At 57.5% G+C, this 16,347-nt stretch carries 15 protein-coding genes and 1 tRNA gene; 8 read left to right on the forward strand and 8 right to left on the reverse strand.

All coding sequences use genetic code 11. From position 1 onward, the window contains the following. Window positions 1-270: 270 nt before the first annotated feature. Window positions 271-2,454 (forward strand): bifunctional 23S rRNA (guanine(2069)-N(7))-methyltransferase RlmK/23S rRNA (guanine(2445)-N(2))-methyltransferase RlmL, encoded by a 2,184-nt coding sequence (gene rlmKL, locus AC13D2_RS20835; protein WP_292046182.1) that lies wholly within the window; start codon window positions 271-273, stop codon window positions 2,452-2,454. Here rlmKL and AC13D2_RS20840 read toward each other — a convergent pair. Next, window positions 2,438-3,064: an outer membrane beta-barrel protein gene (locus tag AC13D2_RS20840; RefSeq protein ID WP_292046181.1), complete on the reverse strand. Its 627-nt coding sequence runs from the start codon at window positions 3,062-3,064 to the stop codon at window positions 2,438-2,440. The two genes, rlmKL and AC13D2_RS20840, sit on opposite strands and share 17 nt — an antisense overlap. Before the next feature lie 113 nt (window positions 3,065-3,177). After that, window positions 3,178-3,657 carry an NAD(P)/FAD-dependent oxidoreductase gene (locus AC13D2_RS20845; protein WP_007154368.1) on the reverse strand — a complete coding sequence of 160 codons (480 nt, stop codon included), beginning with the start codon at window positions 3,655-3,657 and terminating at the stop codon, window positions 3,178-3,180. Window positions 3,658-3,767: 110 nt separating this feature from the next. Here AC13D2_RS20845 and AC13D2_RS20850 point away from each other — a divergent pair, with 110 nt between their 5' ends. Next, window positions 3,768-5,060: a M18 family aminopeptidase gene (locus AC13D2_RS20850; protein WP_292046179.1), complete on the forward strand. Its 1,293-nt coding sequence runs from the start codon at window positions 3,768-3,770 to the stop codon at window positions 5,058-5,060. A 1-nt stretch (window position 5,061) separates the two neighbouring features. Here the strand turns inward: AC13D2_RS20850 and AC13D2_RS20855 are convergent. Beyond that, window positions 5,062-5,137 (reverse strand) — tRNA-Asn (locus AC13D2_RS20855). A gap of 73 nt (window positions 5,138-5,210) precedes the next feature. Between AC13D2_RS20855 and AC13D2_RS20860 the strand changes: the two genes are divergently transcribed. Then, complete coding sequence (locus AC13D2_RS20860; protein WP_300496782.1) at window positions 5,211-6,176, forward strand: YheT family hydrolase; 966 nt, start codon at window positions 5,211-5,213, stop codon at window positions 6,174-6,176. A 7-nt stretch (window positions 6,177-6,183) separates the two neighbouring features. On the opposite strand, the gene AC13D2_RS20865 is transcribed toward AC13D2_RS20860, so the two are convergent. Then, entirely contained in the window at window positions 6,184-6,816 is a 633-nt protein-coding gene (locus AC13D2_RS20865; RefSeq protein WP_421910642.1) for an arylesterase, read from the reverse strand. Between the two features lie 80 nt (window positions 6,817-6,896). On the opposite strand from AC13D2_RS20865, the gene AC13D2_RS20870 reads away from it, so the two are divergent. Both AC13D2_RS20870 and AC13D2_RS20875 read left to right on the forward strand, forming a co-directional pair. Continuing rightward, complete coding sequence (locus tag AC13D2_RS20870) at window positions 6,897-7,589, forward strand: ABC transporter ATP-binding protein (protein WP_292046237.1); 693 nt, start codon at window positions 6,897-6,899, stop codon at window positions 7,587-7,589. Beyond that, on the forward strand, window positions 7,589-10,075 hold the full coding sequence (locus tag AC13D2_RS20875) for an ABC transporter permease (protein ID WP_300496787.1): 2,487 nt from the start codon (window positions 7,589-7,591) through the stop codon (window positions 10,073-10,075). The genes AC13D2_RS20870 and AC13D2_RS20875 overlap by 1 nt, the downstream gene beginning before the upstream one ends. 17 nt (window positions 10,076-10,092) lie before the next feature. Here AC13D2_RS20875 and AC13D2_RS20880 read toward each other — a convergent pair whose 3' ends face one another. From AC13D2_RS20880 to AC13D2_RS20895, 4 genes are all read right to left on the reverse strand, one after another. Then, window positions 10,093-10,887, reverse strand: a complete 795-nt coding sequence (locus tag AC13D2_RS20880; RefSeq protein ID WP_292046175.1) for a substrate-binding periplasmic protein — start codon at window positions 10,885-10,887, stop codon at window positions 10,093-10,095. A gap of 190 nt (window positions 10,888-11,077) precedes the next feature. Beyond that, on the reverse strand, window positions 11,078-12,265 hold the full coding sequence (locus tag AC13D2_RS20885) for an iron-containing alcohol dehydrogenase (protein ID WP_300496791.1): 1,188 nt from the start codon (window positions 12,263-12,265) through the stop codon (window positions 11,078-11,080). Next, on the reverse strand, window positions 12,265-12,810 hold the full coding sequence (locus AC13D2_RS20890) for a hypothetical protein (protein ID WP_007154360.1): 546 nt from the start codon (window positions 12,808-12,810) through the stop codon (window positions 12,265-12,267). Before AC13D2_RS20890 ends, AC13D2_RS20885 begins: the two co-directional genes overlap by 1 nt. 75 nt (window positions 12,811-12,885) lie before the next feature. Next, window positions 12,886-14,166: a M48 family metalloprotease gene (locus AC13D2_RS20895; protein ID WP_292046171.1), complete on the reverse strand. Its 1,281-nt coding sequence runs from the start codon at window positions 14,164-14,166 to the stop codon at window positions 12,886-12,888. A 201-nt stretch (window positions 14,167-14,367) separates the two neighbouring features. Here AC13D2_RS20895 and AC13D2_RS20900 point away from each other — a divergent pair, with 201 nt between their 5' ends. Genes AC13D2_RS20900 through AC13D2_RS20910 form a run of 3 tightly spaced genes read left to right on the forward strand, consistent with a single transcriptional unit; the run spans window position 14,368 to window position 16,037 of the window. Continuing rightward, window positions 14,368-15,117, forward strand: a complete 750-nt coding sequence (locus tag AC13D2_RS20900) for a DUF599 domain-containing protein (protein ID WP_292046169.1) — start codon at window positions 14,368-14,370, stop codon at window positions 15,115-15,117. A gap of 18 nt (window positions 15,118-15,135) precedes the next feature. After that, the gene (locus tag AC13D2_RS20905) at window positions 15,136-15,606 is read left to right on the forward strand and encodes a PaaI family thioesterase (protein ID WP_292046168.1); all 471 of its coding nucleotides are present in this window, start codon (window positions 15,136-15,138) and stop codon (window positions 15,604-15,606) included. Further along, window positions 15,603-16,037, forward strand: a complete 435-nt coding sequence (locus AC13D2_RS20910) for a PaaI family thioesterase (RefSeq protein WP_292046166.1) — start codon at window positions 15,603-15,605, stop codon at window positions 16,035-16,037. Before AC13D2_RS20905 ends, AC13D2_RS20910 begins: the two co-directional genes overlap by 4 nt. Window positions 16,038-16,347: the final 310 nt, after the last annotated feature.

Below are 16,347 nucleotides of genomic sequence, written 5' to 3' on the forward strand. Positions count from 1 at the left end.
CCGGGACTTGGAGAAACCCTTCCGGGGTAACCCACTATTGTCAGGTATGGCCAGAGCAGTCAGGATCCTGTTAACAGAGAGCCCTTTGTTGGCTCCCCGGAACGACGCGTCACCTACAAGGTAAGACTAAGCCAGCGCCCTTGTACACTATTTATTTCATCTATATGAAGCTTCTCTTATAGTTGTGTGACATAACAAACCCGTGAAAATCTGGGAAAATGCGCTAATCCCACGACCTTAGCCACCGTAGAAACGACTCAGGAGTCGAACGTGCCAGACCTTAACTTTTTCGTAACCTGCCCCAAGGGCCTGGAGTATTTGCTGGAGGACGAACTGCGTACCTTCGGCATGGATCCGGTCCGGAACGCACCGGCAGGTGTCTGGGCCAACGGCACCCTTGAAAGTGGCTATCGTGCCTGCCTGTGGTCGAGACTCGCAAACCGAGTCATCCTTCATCTGGCGGACGTGGATGCCACTTCTGGTGACCAGATGCTGGGTGGTGTGACGGACCTGGAATGGCAGCAGCATATTCCGATGAATGGCAGCTTTCGCGTCAACTTTGTGGGGCAGAACGAAGCCATTCGCAACACGCAATATGGTGCCCAGCGTGTGAAGGATGGCATTGTGGACCGTCTGCGTAGTGCCAGTGGTCAGCGGCCTTCCGTGGACGCCAAAAACCCGGATGTAACCGTGTCCGCACGCCTGAATCGCGGCAAGTTGTCGGTCGGTATCGACCTGAGCGGCGACAGCCTCCACAAGCGTGGTTACCGCACGGAAAAGGGGGCAGCACCACTGAAGGAAAACCTGGCGGCGGCTCTGCTGATGAGATGCGGTTGGCCGGAACTGGCGAAAGCCGGCGGTGATTTCATCGACCCTATGTGTGGCTCCGGCACACTGGTGATTGAGGCTGCCATGATGTCTCTGGATCTCGCGCCCGGCCGCAAGCGTGAACGTTTCGGTTTTGAGCGTTGGCTGGGCCACCAGCCGGAAATGTGGCTTTCATTGCGCCAGGAAGCCGAGAAGCGCGCCTATGTCGGTAAACAGGGCATTGAAGGGCGCGTCCCTGTCTTCCAGGGGTTTGATCAGGATCGCAGCGTGATACAAACCGCAGGGAACAACCTGCAACGTGCCGGCCTTGAGAGCATCGTGGTCGTCAAGCAACGGGCGGTTGATCAGTTCAGTCGCGAAGAAGCCTGGGCCGCAAAGGGCCTGGTGTTGGTCAACCCTCCCTATGGCGAACGCCTGAGCGAACGTAGGGAACTGGGTGGTCTTTATCGAAGCCTCGGCGAAGCCGTTAAGGAAGCATTACCGGGCTGGCGGCTGGGTGTATTCACCGGCGCGCCCGAGTACGGCAAATCCATAGGCCTTCGCAGCTACAAGCAGTATCGCCTCTACAACGGCAAATTGCCGGCGCAACTGCTGTTGTTCAATGTGGACGACACCAGCGCCATGACGCCACGGGAGCCCGATGTGCCGGGTGAAGTAACGCCTCGCATCGCCAACGAAGAGCGCGCGACCATGCTGCGCAATCGTCTGAAGAAAAACATGAAGACCGTTGGCCAGTGGGCCCGCAAACAGGGCATCGGCTGTTACCGACTTTACGATGCCGATATGCCGGAGTTTGCACTCGCCATTGATATCTACGAGGGGCGCGTTCATGTTCAGGAGTACGCCGCGCCCAAGTCAGTCGACGAGCGGTCAGCGCGGGAGCGGCTGGCGGAGGCCTTGGCGGTGATTCCTGACGCCATCGGTGTCGAAAGGGAAGACATGGTCTGCAAGCAACGCCAGCGTCAGACAGGCACCAGCCAGTATGAAAAGCAGGCGGCCAGCGGAGAGTTTTTCAACGTTCACGAACACGGTTGTGTGCTGAAGGTAAACCTCAAGGACTACCTGGATACCGGCCTGTTTCTGGACCATCGGCCAGTACGTCATTGGATTCAGCAGCACGCTGCGGGTAAGCGGTTCCTGAACCTGTTCTGTTATACCGGGGCGGCTACCGTGCATGCAGCGGTCGGAGGCGCGACCCGTTCACTGAGCCTGGATATGTCGAAAACCTACGTGAACTGGGCGCAGGAGAATCTTGCGCTTAACGGTGCGGATGCGTCCCATCACCGTGTGGAGCAGGCGGATTGCCTGGCGTGGCTCGCGGGCAAGCCAACTAACGATCAGCGTTTCGACCTGATCTTCATGGACCCGCCCACCTTCTCAAATTCTGCCCGCATGGCCGGCGTGCTGGATATCCAGAAAGATCATGGCAGGTTGATACGCCAGGCAATGCAGCGGCTGACCTCGGAAGGCCTGCTGATTTTCTCGACCAACTTCCGGCGCTTCAAGCTGGATGACAGCCTGGAAGAGGAGTTCGCCATTGAAGAAGTGACCCGCGACACCCTGGACCGGGATTTCCAGCGCAATGCGCGAATTCACCGGTGCTGGCAGGTCAGAACTCGTATTTAAACCCGGTTGAGAACTGGAAGGTGTTCGCGCCGGTTTCGGTGTCTTCAAACAGCCGGCCGCCTTCCAGAACGATGAACCCGTTCTCGATAACCTCGAAATCCAGGCCGAGCAACCAGCTCACGCTGAAGGAACTGTCCGGATATTCGTCCGCGATCGAGGCGTAGGGGGAGTCATCGTCGGGGTCGGCTTCCCGGGCCTTACCGAGCGGGGTGAGGGTGGCAACCCCTTGCACGTGGGAAAAGCCGAACTGGCCATAGGCGTTGGCGTATTCGGTGATCGGGTAGTGGCCGCCAATGTACCAACTGGCGAAGTATTCGATGTCCAGTTCCAGCTCGTTGTCGATTTCGGCGGTGGTTGTGCCGGCGCCAGCCCGGATTTCCACGTGAAAGTACTCGGAAATATGCGTTCCAAGCACCATGGACCCCGTGGTTGACCAGGCTGTTTCGAGGGTGTTCTGGCCAACAGACCGGTGGTTGAGGCCGGTGGCCAGAATACCGACGTAGGTCAGGCCTTCGCGGGGAGCTCTATCCTGTGCGCTGGCCGTCACCGGTATGAGCAAAGTGGCGGAAAGCGTGGCGGCCGTGAAGAGGTGTCGCAACAGCGTGTTCATTGTTATCGGGCTTCCTGGCGTTGTCGGATTCCGACAGATTCTGCCTTCTGTAACTGTTTGTTACGTCGACACAAGTCACAGTTCGCATTGCCAGCGACGTTGTAGGATGGGGCTCAGTCGAAGAAGCCTTCCTCGCGCGCAATCAACAACAGTGCATAGACCCCGTTTTCGGGCAATTGAGGTTCCAGGCCTTCGTCGGACAGCAGTTGCCTGCGTCGGTCGTCCAGCGCTTCACGGGGAAGGGATGTGACCAGTTCTTCCATGCCGGCGATTTCGAAGGGCGCGTCCATGCCGACGGCGGTGAAGATGAGGTCCACCAGGATTTCGTCCGGGTCCATGCCGTCAACATAGACGGTCTGGTCCGGCAGGTCCTGATGGAGTTCCTGGGCCAGCTCAATCAGCGGAACGCCCTGTTCTTCCAGGTAGAGCAGGTCGATATCGCCGAGGTCGGCGTCTTCCGGTACCCATTCGTCGGCCGGAGCGATGACGACGGTTTTCATCTGCCCGTCTTCCAGTGACCAGGCCATGGCCACGGGGAACAGAACGTCGTCGGTCTGGCAGTATTCGATATCGAGAAAACGCGGTGCGGGCAAGGTACACTCTCCGGGTAGCCGGGCTGCGCGGGCAGCTGTTTTGTACGGATATGACGTCGGGCGCCATCATGCCATACTTGCGCCGCCATTATCAGTTTATCAGGGACATCATGGAACACGCTGAATTTAACACCGATTTGCTCGAATTTCTGAACGCATCACCGACTCCCTGGCACGCCGTGGCCAGTATGAAGCATCGTCTTGATCAGGCGGGTTTCAAGGCTCTGGATGAAAAAGAGGACTGGGCACTGGAGGCGGGTCAGGGGTACTACGCCATCCGTAATGGTTCCTCCATCGTGGCGTTCCGCACCGGTCGTCGCGATGTCGCAGAGGCAGGTATTCGTATGGTGGGCGCTCACACAGACAGCCCCTGCCTGAAGGTGAAGCCAAACCCGGAATTGCGTCGCAAGGGGTTTTTCCAGTTGGGCGTGGAAGTATACGGCGGCGTGCTGCTGAATCCCTGGTTTGACCGTGACCTGTCCCTGGCGGGCCGGGTGACGTATGTGGATGAGTCCGGATCGGTAAAGGACACGTTGGTCGATTTTCGCAAGGCCGTGGCGTATATACCCAGCCTGGCCATTCACCTGGACCGGGAAGCCAACAGCAACCGCACCGTGAATCCGCAAACGGATCTGCCGCCGGTGCTGATGCAGGTGCCGGAAGACGACACCACTCGGTTTGTCGATCTTCTAACGGAACAGTTGACCATTGAGCAACCGGGTATCGGGGTTCGCAAGGTTCTTGGCTACGAGTTGGGTTTTTACGATGCCCAGCCGGCATCGATCGTGGGTCTGCGCGATGATTTTATTGCCTCGGCCAGACTGGACAACCTGCTGAGTTGCTACATCGGATTGCAGGCACTTGTTGAGTCGTCGGGCGATGAGCCAGCGCTACTGGTCTGTAACGACCATGAGGAAGTGGGCAGCATGTCGGCGGAAGGCGCGCAGGGGCCGTTCCTGTCCGCGGTTCTGGACCGCTGGTGCGGCAAGGGCCGGGCACGGGCGATCGCCCGCTCGATGATGATCTCGGCGGACAACGCGCACGGAATTCATCCCAACTATATGGACAGGCATGACGAGAACCATGGGCCTATCCTCAATCGGGGGCCGGTTATCAAGGTCAACCATAATCAGCGCTACGCGACCAACAGTCGCTCTGCTGCACTCTACCGCCACATCAGCGATGAACTGGATCTGCCATACCAAACCTTTGTGGTACGCAGTGACATGGGGTGTGGAAGCACGATTGGTCCGCTTACCGCTGGTAATCTTGGGGTGACAACGCTGGATATCGGTGTGCCACAGTTTGGAATGCACTCAATCCGGGAAATGGCGGGAACCAGAGATGGGGTGACGTTGTACCGGGTGCTGCGGGAGTTCATGCAGCGAGAGGAGGTGCTGTAAATGGCTCCCCGAGCTGGGCTCGAACCAGCGACAAACGGATTAACAGTCCGTTGCTCTACCAACTGAGCTATCGGGGAACAAAGTCGGAATGGCGCGCATGATAGGGGCTTTGCCCGTCGGCGTCAACCCCATGAATTGAAAGGTTAAATTTTGTACGACCACAATCTGTATTACAAGCCACCCCTGTGGTTGCGCAATGGCCACGTACAGTCTGTCTGGCCGACTCTGTTTCGCAAGGTGTCACTGACAGAGCCGGTCAGGGAATCGCTGCCAACGGAGGACGATGACGAGTTACATCTGGATTGGTATCGCCAGGGGAGCGATCGGTTGGCGGTGTTATCCCATGGCCTGGAAGGGCACAGCCAGCGTCCTTACATGCAGGGATTGGCGCGGGCGCTGTTGAACGACGGTTGGGATGTATTGGCCTGGAACTTTCGTTCGTGCGGCGGTGTGATGAACCACCAGCCCCGCTTTTACCACAGCGGCGCAACCGGCGACCTGGACAGGGTCGTGAAGCATGGACTTGCTCAGGGATATGGAAAGGTGATGCTCTCGGGTTTCAGCATGGGCGGTAACCTCACACTGCTATACCTGGGGCAGAAGTCAGAGCAGGTGGATAACCGTATCTGCGGCGCTATCACCTACTCCGTACCCTGTGACCTGGCTGGCAGTGCCGATACGCTGGCCCGGCCCAGTCGGCGTATCTACATGCAACGTTTTCTACGCGACCTTCACGTGAAGATGGCAGAGAAGTCGAAACGGTTCCCGGGGCTGATTGATGTTACCGGATTCGAGAAAATTCGCAGTTTCCATGAGTTTGATGACCGCTACACCGCCCCGTTACACGGTTTCCGCGATGCCAGGGACTATTGGGCCAACTGTTCAGCACTATGGACTCTCAAAGACATCCGCGTGCCGGCGCTGATGGTTAACGCTGCGGATGACCCGTTCCTGTCCCGGCAATGTTTTCCGGAATCTCGCGCACAACTGGGCGCGTACGTGCGGCTGGAGGCACCCCGCTGGGGCGGCCATGTCGGTTTTGTTGAGCACGTCCAGGATGGCTATTACTGGTCGGAGCGGCGGGCTGTGGCGCATGCCCGTACGCTGGTGGTTTAAGGCAGGGCTATTCCCTGAGCATGGGTTCCAGTACCGGCCAGATGTTATCGAGCAATTGACCCTGCGCTTCCGCCGTCGGATGAATGCTATCGCCTTGCATCATGCCCTCCTGGTCATAGATGCCTTCCAGGAAAAAGGGAAGTAGTTCGGTCTCGTATTCGTCGGCAAGTTCGGGGTAAATGTCTGCGAAGGCGCGGGTATATCGCTGACCGTAATTGGGCGGAATCTGCATGCCCACCAGCAGGGTTTCGGCGCCTGCCTCTTTTACCTGCTCAATCATCCTGGCCAGGTTCTGGCGGATAACGTTGGGTGGAAATCCCCGCAAGCCATCGTTACCACCGAGCTCGATGACAACAACGGCCGGTTCGTTCTTGTTCAGAAGATCCGGCAGGCGGCGCAGACCGCCATCGGTGGTTTCGCCGCTGATGCTGGCGTTCACTACCTGCCAGTGGTCCAGACCCTCGCCGTCGAGTCGTTCCTGAAGCAGCGCCACCCAGGATTCCCCGGTTTGCACGCCGTAGGCTGCGCTGAGGCTGTCTCCAACGATCATCAGTGTGCTCTGGCTGGCCTGAGCCTGCGCACCAACACTCATTAAAGCGAGAAAAACTATTGATCTCAGGCGTAAAAATACCGTATGCATAGAGGTCCTGTGTTCAATACAACCGTTGTGGAGAGCTCGTGAGCGACTTAAGTGATCACAAACCGGATAATGTTAGCCCCATGCTGAAAGTCAGTAATCTGACGCACAAGGTCAGCCTGGAGACAGATACGTTGACGATCTTGCAGGGGGTCAGTCTGGAAATCAACCGGGGTGAATCAGTCGCCATTGTCGGGCGCTCCGGCTCCGGCAAAACCACACTGTTGGGGCTGTTGGCCGGGCTGGATACTCCGTCTGATGGCATCGTTGAACTTGATGGCTCGGTGATCAGCAAGCTCAGTGAGGATGAACGTGCGAAACTCCGGTCCTGCCGGGTTGGCTTCGTGTTTCAGTCGTTCCAGTTATTGCCGGCCCTGACGGCGCTGGAAAACGTCATGTTGCCGCTGGAGCTGGGCGGTTTCGATTCTCCGAAAGCCAAAGCAAAGGAGTTGCTGGAACGAGTCGGACTGGGCGAACGGCTCTCACACACACCGAGGCAGCTTTCTGGTGGCGAACAGCAGCGGGTGGCCATTGCTCGCGCCTTTGCCTCCGAGCCGGCGATCCTGTTTGCCGACGAGCCTACGGGCAATCTCGACAACCGCACCGGCGCTGACGTATCCGACCTGTTGATGACATTGAATCGGGAGCAGGGCACAACACTGGTTATGGTGACCCACGATGAACGGCTCGCCGCTCGCTGTGGCCGACAATTCAATATCGAGGCCGGTGTATTGACCGAACCCTCGACGGCCCAGCAGCCGGAAGCGGTGAACTGATGGCGGCTTCAAAGAAACTCATGTCGGTCAAACGTGACTGGCGCGAACGGGATGTTCGTGTCGTGCTCTCGGCGCTGATCATAGCGGTTGCCACGGTAGCGACCATTGCTCTGTTTGCCAGCCAATTGCAGCGCACCCTGGTGTCGTCAGCCAGCTCTTTTCTTGCCGCGGATCGCCAACTGGAAGCGGAAAACGGCCGGCCGATTCCTGAGGGGTGGATGCAGGAAGCCGAGCAAAGAGGGCTGGAAACGGCTCGTATGGTCGAATTCTCCACCATGGTGTTCGGTGCCGGGAATTTCCAGCTGGTGTCGGTCAAGGCGGTGAACAACGAATACCCGCTACGGGGCGAGGTGGAGTACCAGGAGGGCGCGGAGGCGCCGAGGCAAACGGTTGCCCATGGCCCTGAACCAGGCGAGGTCTGGATCAACCCTCGTTTACTGCGGCTCCTGGAGCTTGAGATGGGGGACACCCTGGAGGTTGGTAATCAGGGGCTGACCATTTCCGGCCTGCTGGTGCGTGAGCCGGACGGCGGCTTCAATATGTCCGCCCTGGCTCCAAGGGTAATGATGCACGCAGATGACGTTGGCGCAACCGGTGTGATTCAGGAAGGCAGCCGGGTTGAATATGTGTACCTGTTTGCTGGTGAAGAAGCATTGCTCAACGATTACTACCGTTGGCTGCAACCGCAACTGGAGCCCAGCCACGAGTGGGAGGGTGTGCGTGATGGCGAGACCTTTTCCCGTTCGCTCGAACGGGCTGAGCGTTTTCTGTTGCTGGGTGGCAGCCTGGCGGTCATGTTGGCGGCGGTTGCCGTCGCGGTCGCTAGCCGCCAGTACGCCTTGTCGCAACGGGATACTGTGGCGTTGTTGAAAACCCTGGGCGTTCGCAGCCAGGGAATAGGTCGCCTGTACTTGCGTCGATTGGCTCTGTGGGGGGTTGTTGGTGCCGTTGGCGGCCTGTTGGTGGCCTTACCCCTGTATTGGCTGCTGTCCAGCGTGTTGGGGGATGTGCTGGAGCGGCAGATAGACTACCAGATTGATCCCAATGCGTTGGCACCGGCGCTGCTGACGGCGTTGGTGTCGCTGTTTGCCTTTGCGTATCCGCCCATCCGAAGGCTACGGAATGTGCCGGCGATGCGGGTGTTGCGAAGCCAGCCTGGCGAATCCGGCCGCGAAGCTATTCCCGACTTGGTGATTGCGGTCGTTGCAATCTTTGGCCTGGTATGGATGTACGCCAGGGAAGTGTCCCTGGTGCTGTCTCTGCTCGGCGGGCTTGCCTTGTTGCTCGGCACTCTGGGCCTGCTTGGGTGGTTGATGGTTACCACACTGCGTCGCATCAGTGGTGGTGGAAACGCTTGGCGGCTGGCATTGGTGGGGCTGTACCGGCATCGCCGAGCCAGCTTGTCGCAGATTGCGGTATTCGCCATGACGTTGATGCTTGCGGCCACACTGATCCTTGTCAGAACGTCCCTGCTGGACGACTGGCAATCGCAACTGCCTGAAGACACGCCCAACCACTTCCTGATCAACATCGCCCCGGAGGCGGTGGATGAGGTGGATGCATTCTGGGCGGAACATGGGCACCCGCTGGAGAAGTTGTATCCCATGGTCCGCGGCCGACTTACCGAGCTGAATGGGAAGCCGGTGAAAGAAGCTGTGACCAAAGATGAACGTGTCGGGGCCCTTAACCGCGAGTTAAACCTGACCTGGATGGAAGAACTGCCCGAGGACAACGGCATCGTCGCGGGCCAGTGGTTCACGAAAGGGCAGACCGACGGTGTCTCCATTGAAGCGGATCTGGCCGGAAAGCTCGGTGTAGAGGTAGGGGACGAGCTTGGGTTCACCATTGGCTCGGAGAAGATCACGGAAACCGTTACCAGCATCCGTACGGTCCAGTGGGACAGCATGAAACCCAATTTCTACATGGCGTTTCCCCCGGGAGGTGGGCTGGAAGATATGCCCGCCACATGGATTACGGCGTTCTATCTGCCAGCGGACCTGAAGTCCCAGCTCAACGATTTCTCACGCCGGTTTCCCACGGTTTCCGTGCTTGAAATCGACCACGTAATTGAGCGTATCCAGGAAATCGTACGGCAGGTTACCCAGGCCATCGAAGCGATATTGGCGTTGATCCTGGCAGCCGCCCTGGTGGTGATGGCGGCGGTGGTCAGTGCGACCATGCAGGATCGGCAACGGGAAGGAGCGCTGCTCAGGACTCTGGGTGGCCGACAGACGCTATTGGTAAGGAGTACCATGCTGGAGTTCGCGCTGCTGGGATTCTTTGCCGGTATTCTCGGCGTTGCGGCAGCAGAAGCCGCTGTCTGGGCGCTGCAGTTCCGCATGTTTGAAGGCGAGTTCCGTTGGCACTGGCAGACCATACTGCCTATCCCACTATTCAGTGCCCTGGTGTTGGCGCTGTTCGGTCGCTGGCAATTGAAGCCGGTACTGAGCGTATCGCCGATGCTCCTGCTCAGGCGACTTGAATAACAGAGGCGATTCGGGAGTTAACGGTAGTTGGAGAGAATTTCATCCAGTCTACCGTTCTCCTGGAGCGCTTGAAGTTCTCGGTTAAAGGCGTTGGCGAAAGGTGCCCAGTCCTTCCGAAGCATCAACCGGAAACCGTATTCGCTGAGTTTGGTGGACGTTGTTGTGAATTCTTTCTGGAGCCCTTCGTTTCGCAATATCCACTTGCCAACCAGGCGATCTGCGATCGCGGCGTCGAGATCCTCGCCATGAAGGACGTATCGGAACATGTCCCGGTCCTTGGAGACATCAAAACGTTTGATGTCTCCAGATTCAAAGAAAGGCTCCAATATGGGGTGATGGTAACCGAGGTGGGTAACCAGGGTTTTTGAAAGCAGGTCTTCAGGCACTTCAAACTGAAACGCTGAGTGTTTCGGGATAAACAGGACTTCCTCAACGTTAACCACCGGATCTGTGAAGACAAAATCCTCCGGGTTGTCAGTCCACTCCTTCGCTCGGGTAGTGCCGTCTATGTAGCCGTCCATCAGCATCTGGTCGACGCGTTTGCGGGGAACCTGTTCGGCGACAACGCGATAGTCCAACCGCTCCGCAATCAGGGCGACCACGTCCCACATGATGCCGGACTGTTTATCACCCTCTGTAATCAGGTAAGGAGGATAGCCATTCGGCGAGACGTTGAATCGGAATACGCGCTCGGCGTCCTGCGAAGACGCATCCTCGGTAGCGAGTGCAGTTGCACCGAACAGGGACGAAAACAGGAGTGTCAGGGACGTGATGGCGAGCGGGATAGGCCCGCCGGATGAGTCGTTGCGCATAGATGCGAGGCTCTGTTTCAAGAAGACATTCTAGCCCGGCTACATCCCTGCCAGCTACAGCAGAATTGTCACTGTTTCTACTGTCAATTTCAATGACATGATTGGAACGTTTTGCAGTACCTGGTGCCAGCCTTTATTTCCTGAAAAGCCTGAAACACCCGGCTGGAGCCGGGTGCATGGCGTTACCTGATCAGGCCCAGGCGCGCTTCAGAACTGCGCGAGCATCCTCGAGGCTGACCTCTTTTGGATTGAACATCATGGCGCCGTCGTCCATCGCCATTTCGGCAATGGTATCAAGTTGGTGCTCCTCAACGCTGCCGGTTTCTTTGAGCGTGCGGGGCAGTTTGCAGCGCTTGTGGAGTTCGTCACGCAGTTTGCGCAGGGCGGAAATGCTGGCTTCCCCGCGACGGCTGGCGGGAGTGGCGGAATAGACATCGGGACCCTCGAGATAGAGCAGCAGCTCGCCCAGCGGTGCCCGGATCGACTCGAGGTTGTACTCCAGTACGTAGGGCAGGTAAAGACTCATGCACAAGCCATGGGGCAGGTGGCAAATGGCACCGGTGGCGTGTCCGAGGGCATGAACCAGCCCCACCATGGAGTTTGAGAACGCAATTCCCGCCATGGTGGAGGCCTGCGCCAGCTCCAGCCGGCCATCGCTGTCCTTGGGGTTATCCATAACCTGCAGCAGCGAGGTGCTGATCTTTTTGATCGCTGCAGTGGCATAAGCATCGCTAAGGGGGTTCTTGGCCATGCACGTGAAGGCTTCCGTGGCATGGGTCATGGCGTCCATCGCGGTGGCAGCCGTGATGTGTGGAGGCAGTGTCAGTGTCATCCTGGGGTCGATCACGGCCGCGTTAGGCAGCAGGAATGACGAAGTGAATGGGAGTTTCACGGATTTGGTTGTATCGGTGATGACAGCTACCGACGTTACCTCCGAGCCCGTGCCGGCGGTGGTGGGAACCACCAGGAATGGCTTCAGCGGATGCTTGATTACCCCCGCGCCACTGTAGGCTGCAATGTCGTCACCGCCTTCTGACACCAGGATGTTCACGGCCTTGGCGGTATCGATGGCAGAGCCGCCACCCACCGCAATGATGGAATCACATTTCTCGTTGCGATAAATGCCGGCGATGTCCCTGACCACGTCGGTGGACGAATCCGGCGGCACGTCATCGTAAATGCTGATGATTTCCAACCCGCTTTCCTCGCAGGCCGCGACCACCGGGTCCAGAAGGCCCGCAGCCCTGACACCCTTGTCGGTCACGATCATTGGGCGCTTGGCGGCGAGGCCGGTAAGCTCGTAGGGAATATGCTCAAGGGCCGCTTTGCCGGCGATGACTTTGACCGGGCAGAAAAACTCGTAATATTGGTTCGTCATTATGCTCTCACCGTCTCGACAAAATGGGTTGCAACCTTGAGATAAATACGGGCTGCGCTGAGGAGCTTCTCAGGCAGGTGAAGGTTTGAGGGATATTCCTTTACCGCACGTTTCGCCACCAGCTTGGGCAGGATGAAGGTCTCAAGCCGATTGAGGACGCGAGTCATGCGAATGGCGTAACTGATATCGCCATCCACCAGCATTCGGTCGTTGGCGAATGCCACCGAGGTTTTCTCCTGGAACGAGAGCACCAGGAAGGCGTGAGCGATGTGCTTGAACTGGATGGACAGGTCCACCGGGCGTGGTGCAGAGTCCCCGTGGTAGTGAAAACGGCCATTCCCCGTGTGTTCAACAATGAGCCTTGATCCGTCTGGCATCACCATCATTTCAAACAGGAAGCCATCGGGCAGGGCACGGGCTTCCTTTTGCACCGCAGAGTCGATTTCACTGACAGCCTGGAGCGCGCGCCCCATCACCTGGAACATCAGCTCCACATAAAGCCGCCGGGCCTGGAACACCATTGGCTGGATACGTTTCGCAAGCATGGCAATCGTCCGATTGTTGTTTAAGTACATCGATTTTTAGAGTTATTGCTCTAAAAGTCAATGCGGACGATGACGTCAGTTCTGCGTCAGTTGGGCCAGCTTGCGTTTTGCCTCCTCTGCCACCTCACCGCCGGCTTCTGCTGCGGTGCTGTAATACTGGATGGCTTCCTGGCGTTTACCCTGCTTAACAGCAACATCACCCAGCCGCAGGTAGGCGATTGATGTCGGCACAACCTGATTGGCCTGGCTCAGGTGTTCGCGGGCTTTGTCATAATTGTTCAACTCCAGGGCGTTCAGGCCGCTGTGAAGCTGGTAAGTGAACATCTCCGGATACAACGACGTGGCCTTGTCGAAGTCCGCGGCGGCTTTATCAAGGTTCTCTTTGGCCCGGTAGATGCGACCACGGAGCGAGTAGAAAGCTGCTTCTTCCGGTTCTACCTTGATTGCCTCATTCACTTTGGCAAGCGCTTCGTCCAGCTTGTCGTTACTGGCCAGTTTCATGGCTTCGTCATAGGCATCGTAAGCAGGCTGGCGGCTGCGCAGGAAAGACAGTTTGTTCTCGTAGGTTTCTTCGCCCCGATAGCCGCCCGCGCCAATTTTATTGACCAGTTCCTGGTTTTCACGAACGCGTTTCTGTGACGGCGGGTGAGTGGCGAACATCCCTTCAATGAAGCTTGTGTCACGGCCCTCAGAGAGCCGTACAAAGACTTCCTGCAATTCCACGGCTGCCTGTGGGTCGTATCCGGCTGCTTTCATGTAACGAATGCCATAATGGTCAGATTCCAGCTCATCCCCCTGGCTGTATTGGGCGAGCGCGAGCTGTGCACCCATGGCCGCGCCGCCCATGATCAGGCCGGCCCATTCGTTATCAGACAGGGCAAAACCCAAACCCGCCACGCCTGCGCTGATCAACATGCCTTGCTGCATGCGTTGGACACTGTGGCGTGCGGCCGCGTGAACTATTTCATGGCCAAGAACCGACGCCAATTGGGCCTCATCCTCCAACTCCATCAACAGACCCCTGTTGATGGCGATCTTCCCCCCAGGAAGCGCCCAGGCATTGGGAACACTGCTGTTGAGAACCACAAACTCGTAGGGCAGGTCGGGACGGTCACTGACCTTTGCCAGCTTCTGGCCTACCTGACTGACGTACAGATTCAATTCCGGGTCGAGGTAGAACTGGCCACCCTGGGTTTGCTGCGTGGGCTTGTACTGCTCGCTGCCGATGGAAAGCTCCTGGCTCTCGGGAATTAGTGACAGCTGTTTTTCGCCGGTGACCGGGTTGACTGAGCACCCGGCAAGGAAGGCCACCACCACAAAAACGGTAAGATGTCGAAAGCCTGTGTGAACGTTCACGATAAACTCCTTGTTTGAATACCTGGGCAGACCCTCGTGAATACCCGCGGTCGCCGTTGCAGGGCATAGGGATGTTTATACCATATCCCTGTGAGCGGCTGTGATGCTACCCGTAAGGGCCTGTTGTATGGAGGCTTTGTCGGCTTTGCGGTATGATCAAAGACTCCAATTCCCGTTTTATACCGTATCCGGAACGACTTCATGAGCAACTACCTGGAACTCATTGCCCTGGTCTGGTTTTTGATCTGCTGGCTGGGCTATTCCGAGTACTCCAGACGCAAGGCCAATGATCGACCCTGCCTCTCCAACACCCTTGACCTTTACCGTGAAGACTGGATGCGCGTGATGCTCCGCCGGGATAACCGCATATCCGACGCCTCCGTGGTGGGTAACCTTGAGCGCAACGGTGCCTTTTTCGCGTCCAGTTGCCTGTTGATCCTGGCCGGTATCATCACGGCGCTGGGATACACCCAAGAGGTCATGGAAGTGTTCAGTACCATGCCGTTTGGCACCTTGCCCAGCCGGGAAATCTGGGAAATGCGAATGGTCGTGTTGATGGTGATCTTCATCTACGCTTTCTTCAAGTTCACCTGGTCCATGCGGATGTACAATTTTGTCTCCGTGCTGATTGGCAGCGCGCCGCTGACAACCGACACCAAGGCAAGTCCTGCTGCCCGGGAAGCCTTTGCAAAGAGCGCCGGAAGGGTTTGCAATCTTGCTGGCGATGCTTTCAACCTTGGGTTGCGCTCTTACTATTACGCCTTGGCAGTGGTTTCCTGGTTTATCCACCCATTGGTATTCATGGGTGCCTCTACCCTGATCGTCATCGTTCTGTACCGTCGGGAGTTCCGTTCTACCGCGCTGAGGGCGCTGCGAGCCGGCAAGGTGTTTGAAGAGCCGCTGCCAAAGTCGGATACCGAGAAAGAAGCTGGTAAAGAAACCCAAAACTGACCTGACGAGCCTAACATTATGAAAGACTCCATGAGGATGGACCGGGTCCGCCGGTTTATAGGAACCCTCAACCAGGGACGGGAACTGGGCCTGACAGTAACATCTGCAAAGGCGGGTCAATTGACGCTATGCCTTCCTTACAGTGACCGCATTATCGGCAACCCGGATACGGGCGTTATCCATGGTGGTGCCATCACAACGTTGATGGACACCACTTCCGGTTCCGTGATCATGTGCAGCCTGGATGACTTCGAGTTGTGCCCGACCCTGGACCTGAGGGTGGACTACATGCGACCGGCGGAACCACACAAGCCGGTCTACGCCCGCGCTGAAACCTATAAGGTTACCCGCAATATTATCTTTACCCGCTGTGAGGCCTATCAGGAGCCGGGGGAGACCATCGCTAACTGTGTCGGCACTTTCATGCGTATCGGTAAGGAAGCAACCCCGAAGTCGTTCCGCGACTTGATCACTGGAGGCGAAGAATGACCAATCCGGAAATCCTCCGCTATACCCAGGACACCGGGGATTTCTCTCGAATGTTGGAGAGTATCCCTTACGCCCGTTTCATCGGCCTCGAGTGCGACCGTTTCGGCGACGACCTGATTTTTCGCCTGCCCATGAAAGAGGAAAACCTGGGTAACCCGATACTGCCAGCTATCCATGGTGGGGTGATCGGCGGCTTCATGGAGTTGTCAGCGGTTATCTATCTGATGATGTCCCAGGAAGCTCTGAGAATGCCCCGCATCGTGGATTTTTCACTGGATTACCTTCGTGCTGGCCTGAACCGCGAGACGTTCGCTGAATGTCAGCTCACCCGCCAGGGCAACCGCGTAGCCAATGTGATGATCACCGCCTGGCAGAAGTCCCGCTCCCAGCCCATCGCGACCGCACGGGCGCATTTTCTGCTGGAAGACTGAATTCATCTTGTCGGGGTTGAAATACCCCTTCTGAACCCCATTTCCCATCTCAACATGCTTGGCTTTGGTGCAAGCAAGCAGGTGGGTATGGCTTTCCGAAACGCGCCTCAAGACGTCCCTGTGCGGCTCGGGCTCCGCCATCCATGGCTCCGCACGGTTTCGCAAAGCCATACCCACCTGCTCGCGCCGGCCTGGTTGCTTGAACGGAAACTATTCCACAGTTGGGTGGGGTGGCTGGGTAAACTTTTCCAAAACCCTGCGGAGCCATGGATGGCGGAGCGGAGCGTACATGGACGTATTCACAGCGTGT

The organism is Marinobacter sp. B-12 (assembly GCF_056857915.1).

Coding starts and splice junctions, on each gene's coding strand:
- AC13D2_RS20840 (WP_292046181.1), bottom strand. CDS start 3,064: ATGAACACGCTGTTGCGACACCTCTTCACGGCCGCCACGCTTTCCGCC.
- AC13D2_RS20850 (WP_292046179.1), top strand. CDS start 3,768: ATGGAACACGCTGAATTTAACACCGATTTGCTCGAATTTCTGAACGCA.
- AC13D2_RS20865 (WP_421910642.1), bottom strand. CDS start 6,816: ATGCATACGGTATTTTTACGCCTGAGATCAATAGTTTTTCTCGCTTTA.
- AC13D2_RS20870 (WP_292046237.1), top strand. CDS start 6,897: ATGCTGAAAGTCAGTAATCTGACGCACAAGGTCAGCCTGGAGACAGAT.
- AC13D2_RS20875 (WP_300496787.1), top strand. CDS start 7,589: ATGGCGGCTTCAAAGAAACTCATGTCGGTCAAACGTGACTGGCGCGAA.
- AC13D2_RS20880 (WP_292046175.1), bottom strand. CDS start 10,887: ATGCGCAACGACTCATCCGGCGGGCCTATCCCGCTCGCCATCACGTCC.
- AC13D2_RS20885 (WP_300496791.1), bottom strand. CDS start 12,265: ATGACGAACCAATATTACGAGTTTTTCTGCCCGGTCAAAGTCATCGCC.
- AC13D2_RS20890 (WP_007154360.1), bottom strand. CDS start 12,810: ATGCTTGCGAAACGTATCCAGCCAATGGTGTTCCAGGCCCGGCGGCTT.
- AC13D2_RS20900 (WP_292046169.1), top strand. CDS start 14,368: ATGAGCAACTACCTGGAACTCATTGCCCTGGTCTGGTTTTTGATCTGC.
- AC13D2_RS20905 (WP_292046168.1), top strand. CDS start 15,136: ATGAAAGACTCCATGAGGATGGACCGGGTCCGCCGGTTTATAGGAACC.
- AC13D2_RS20910 (WP_292046166.1), top strand. CDS start 15,603: ATGACCAATCCGGAAATCCTCCGCTATACCCAGGACACCGGGGATTTC.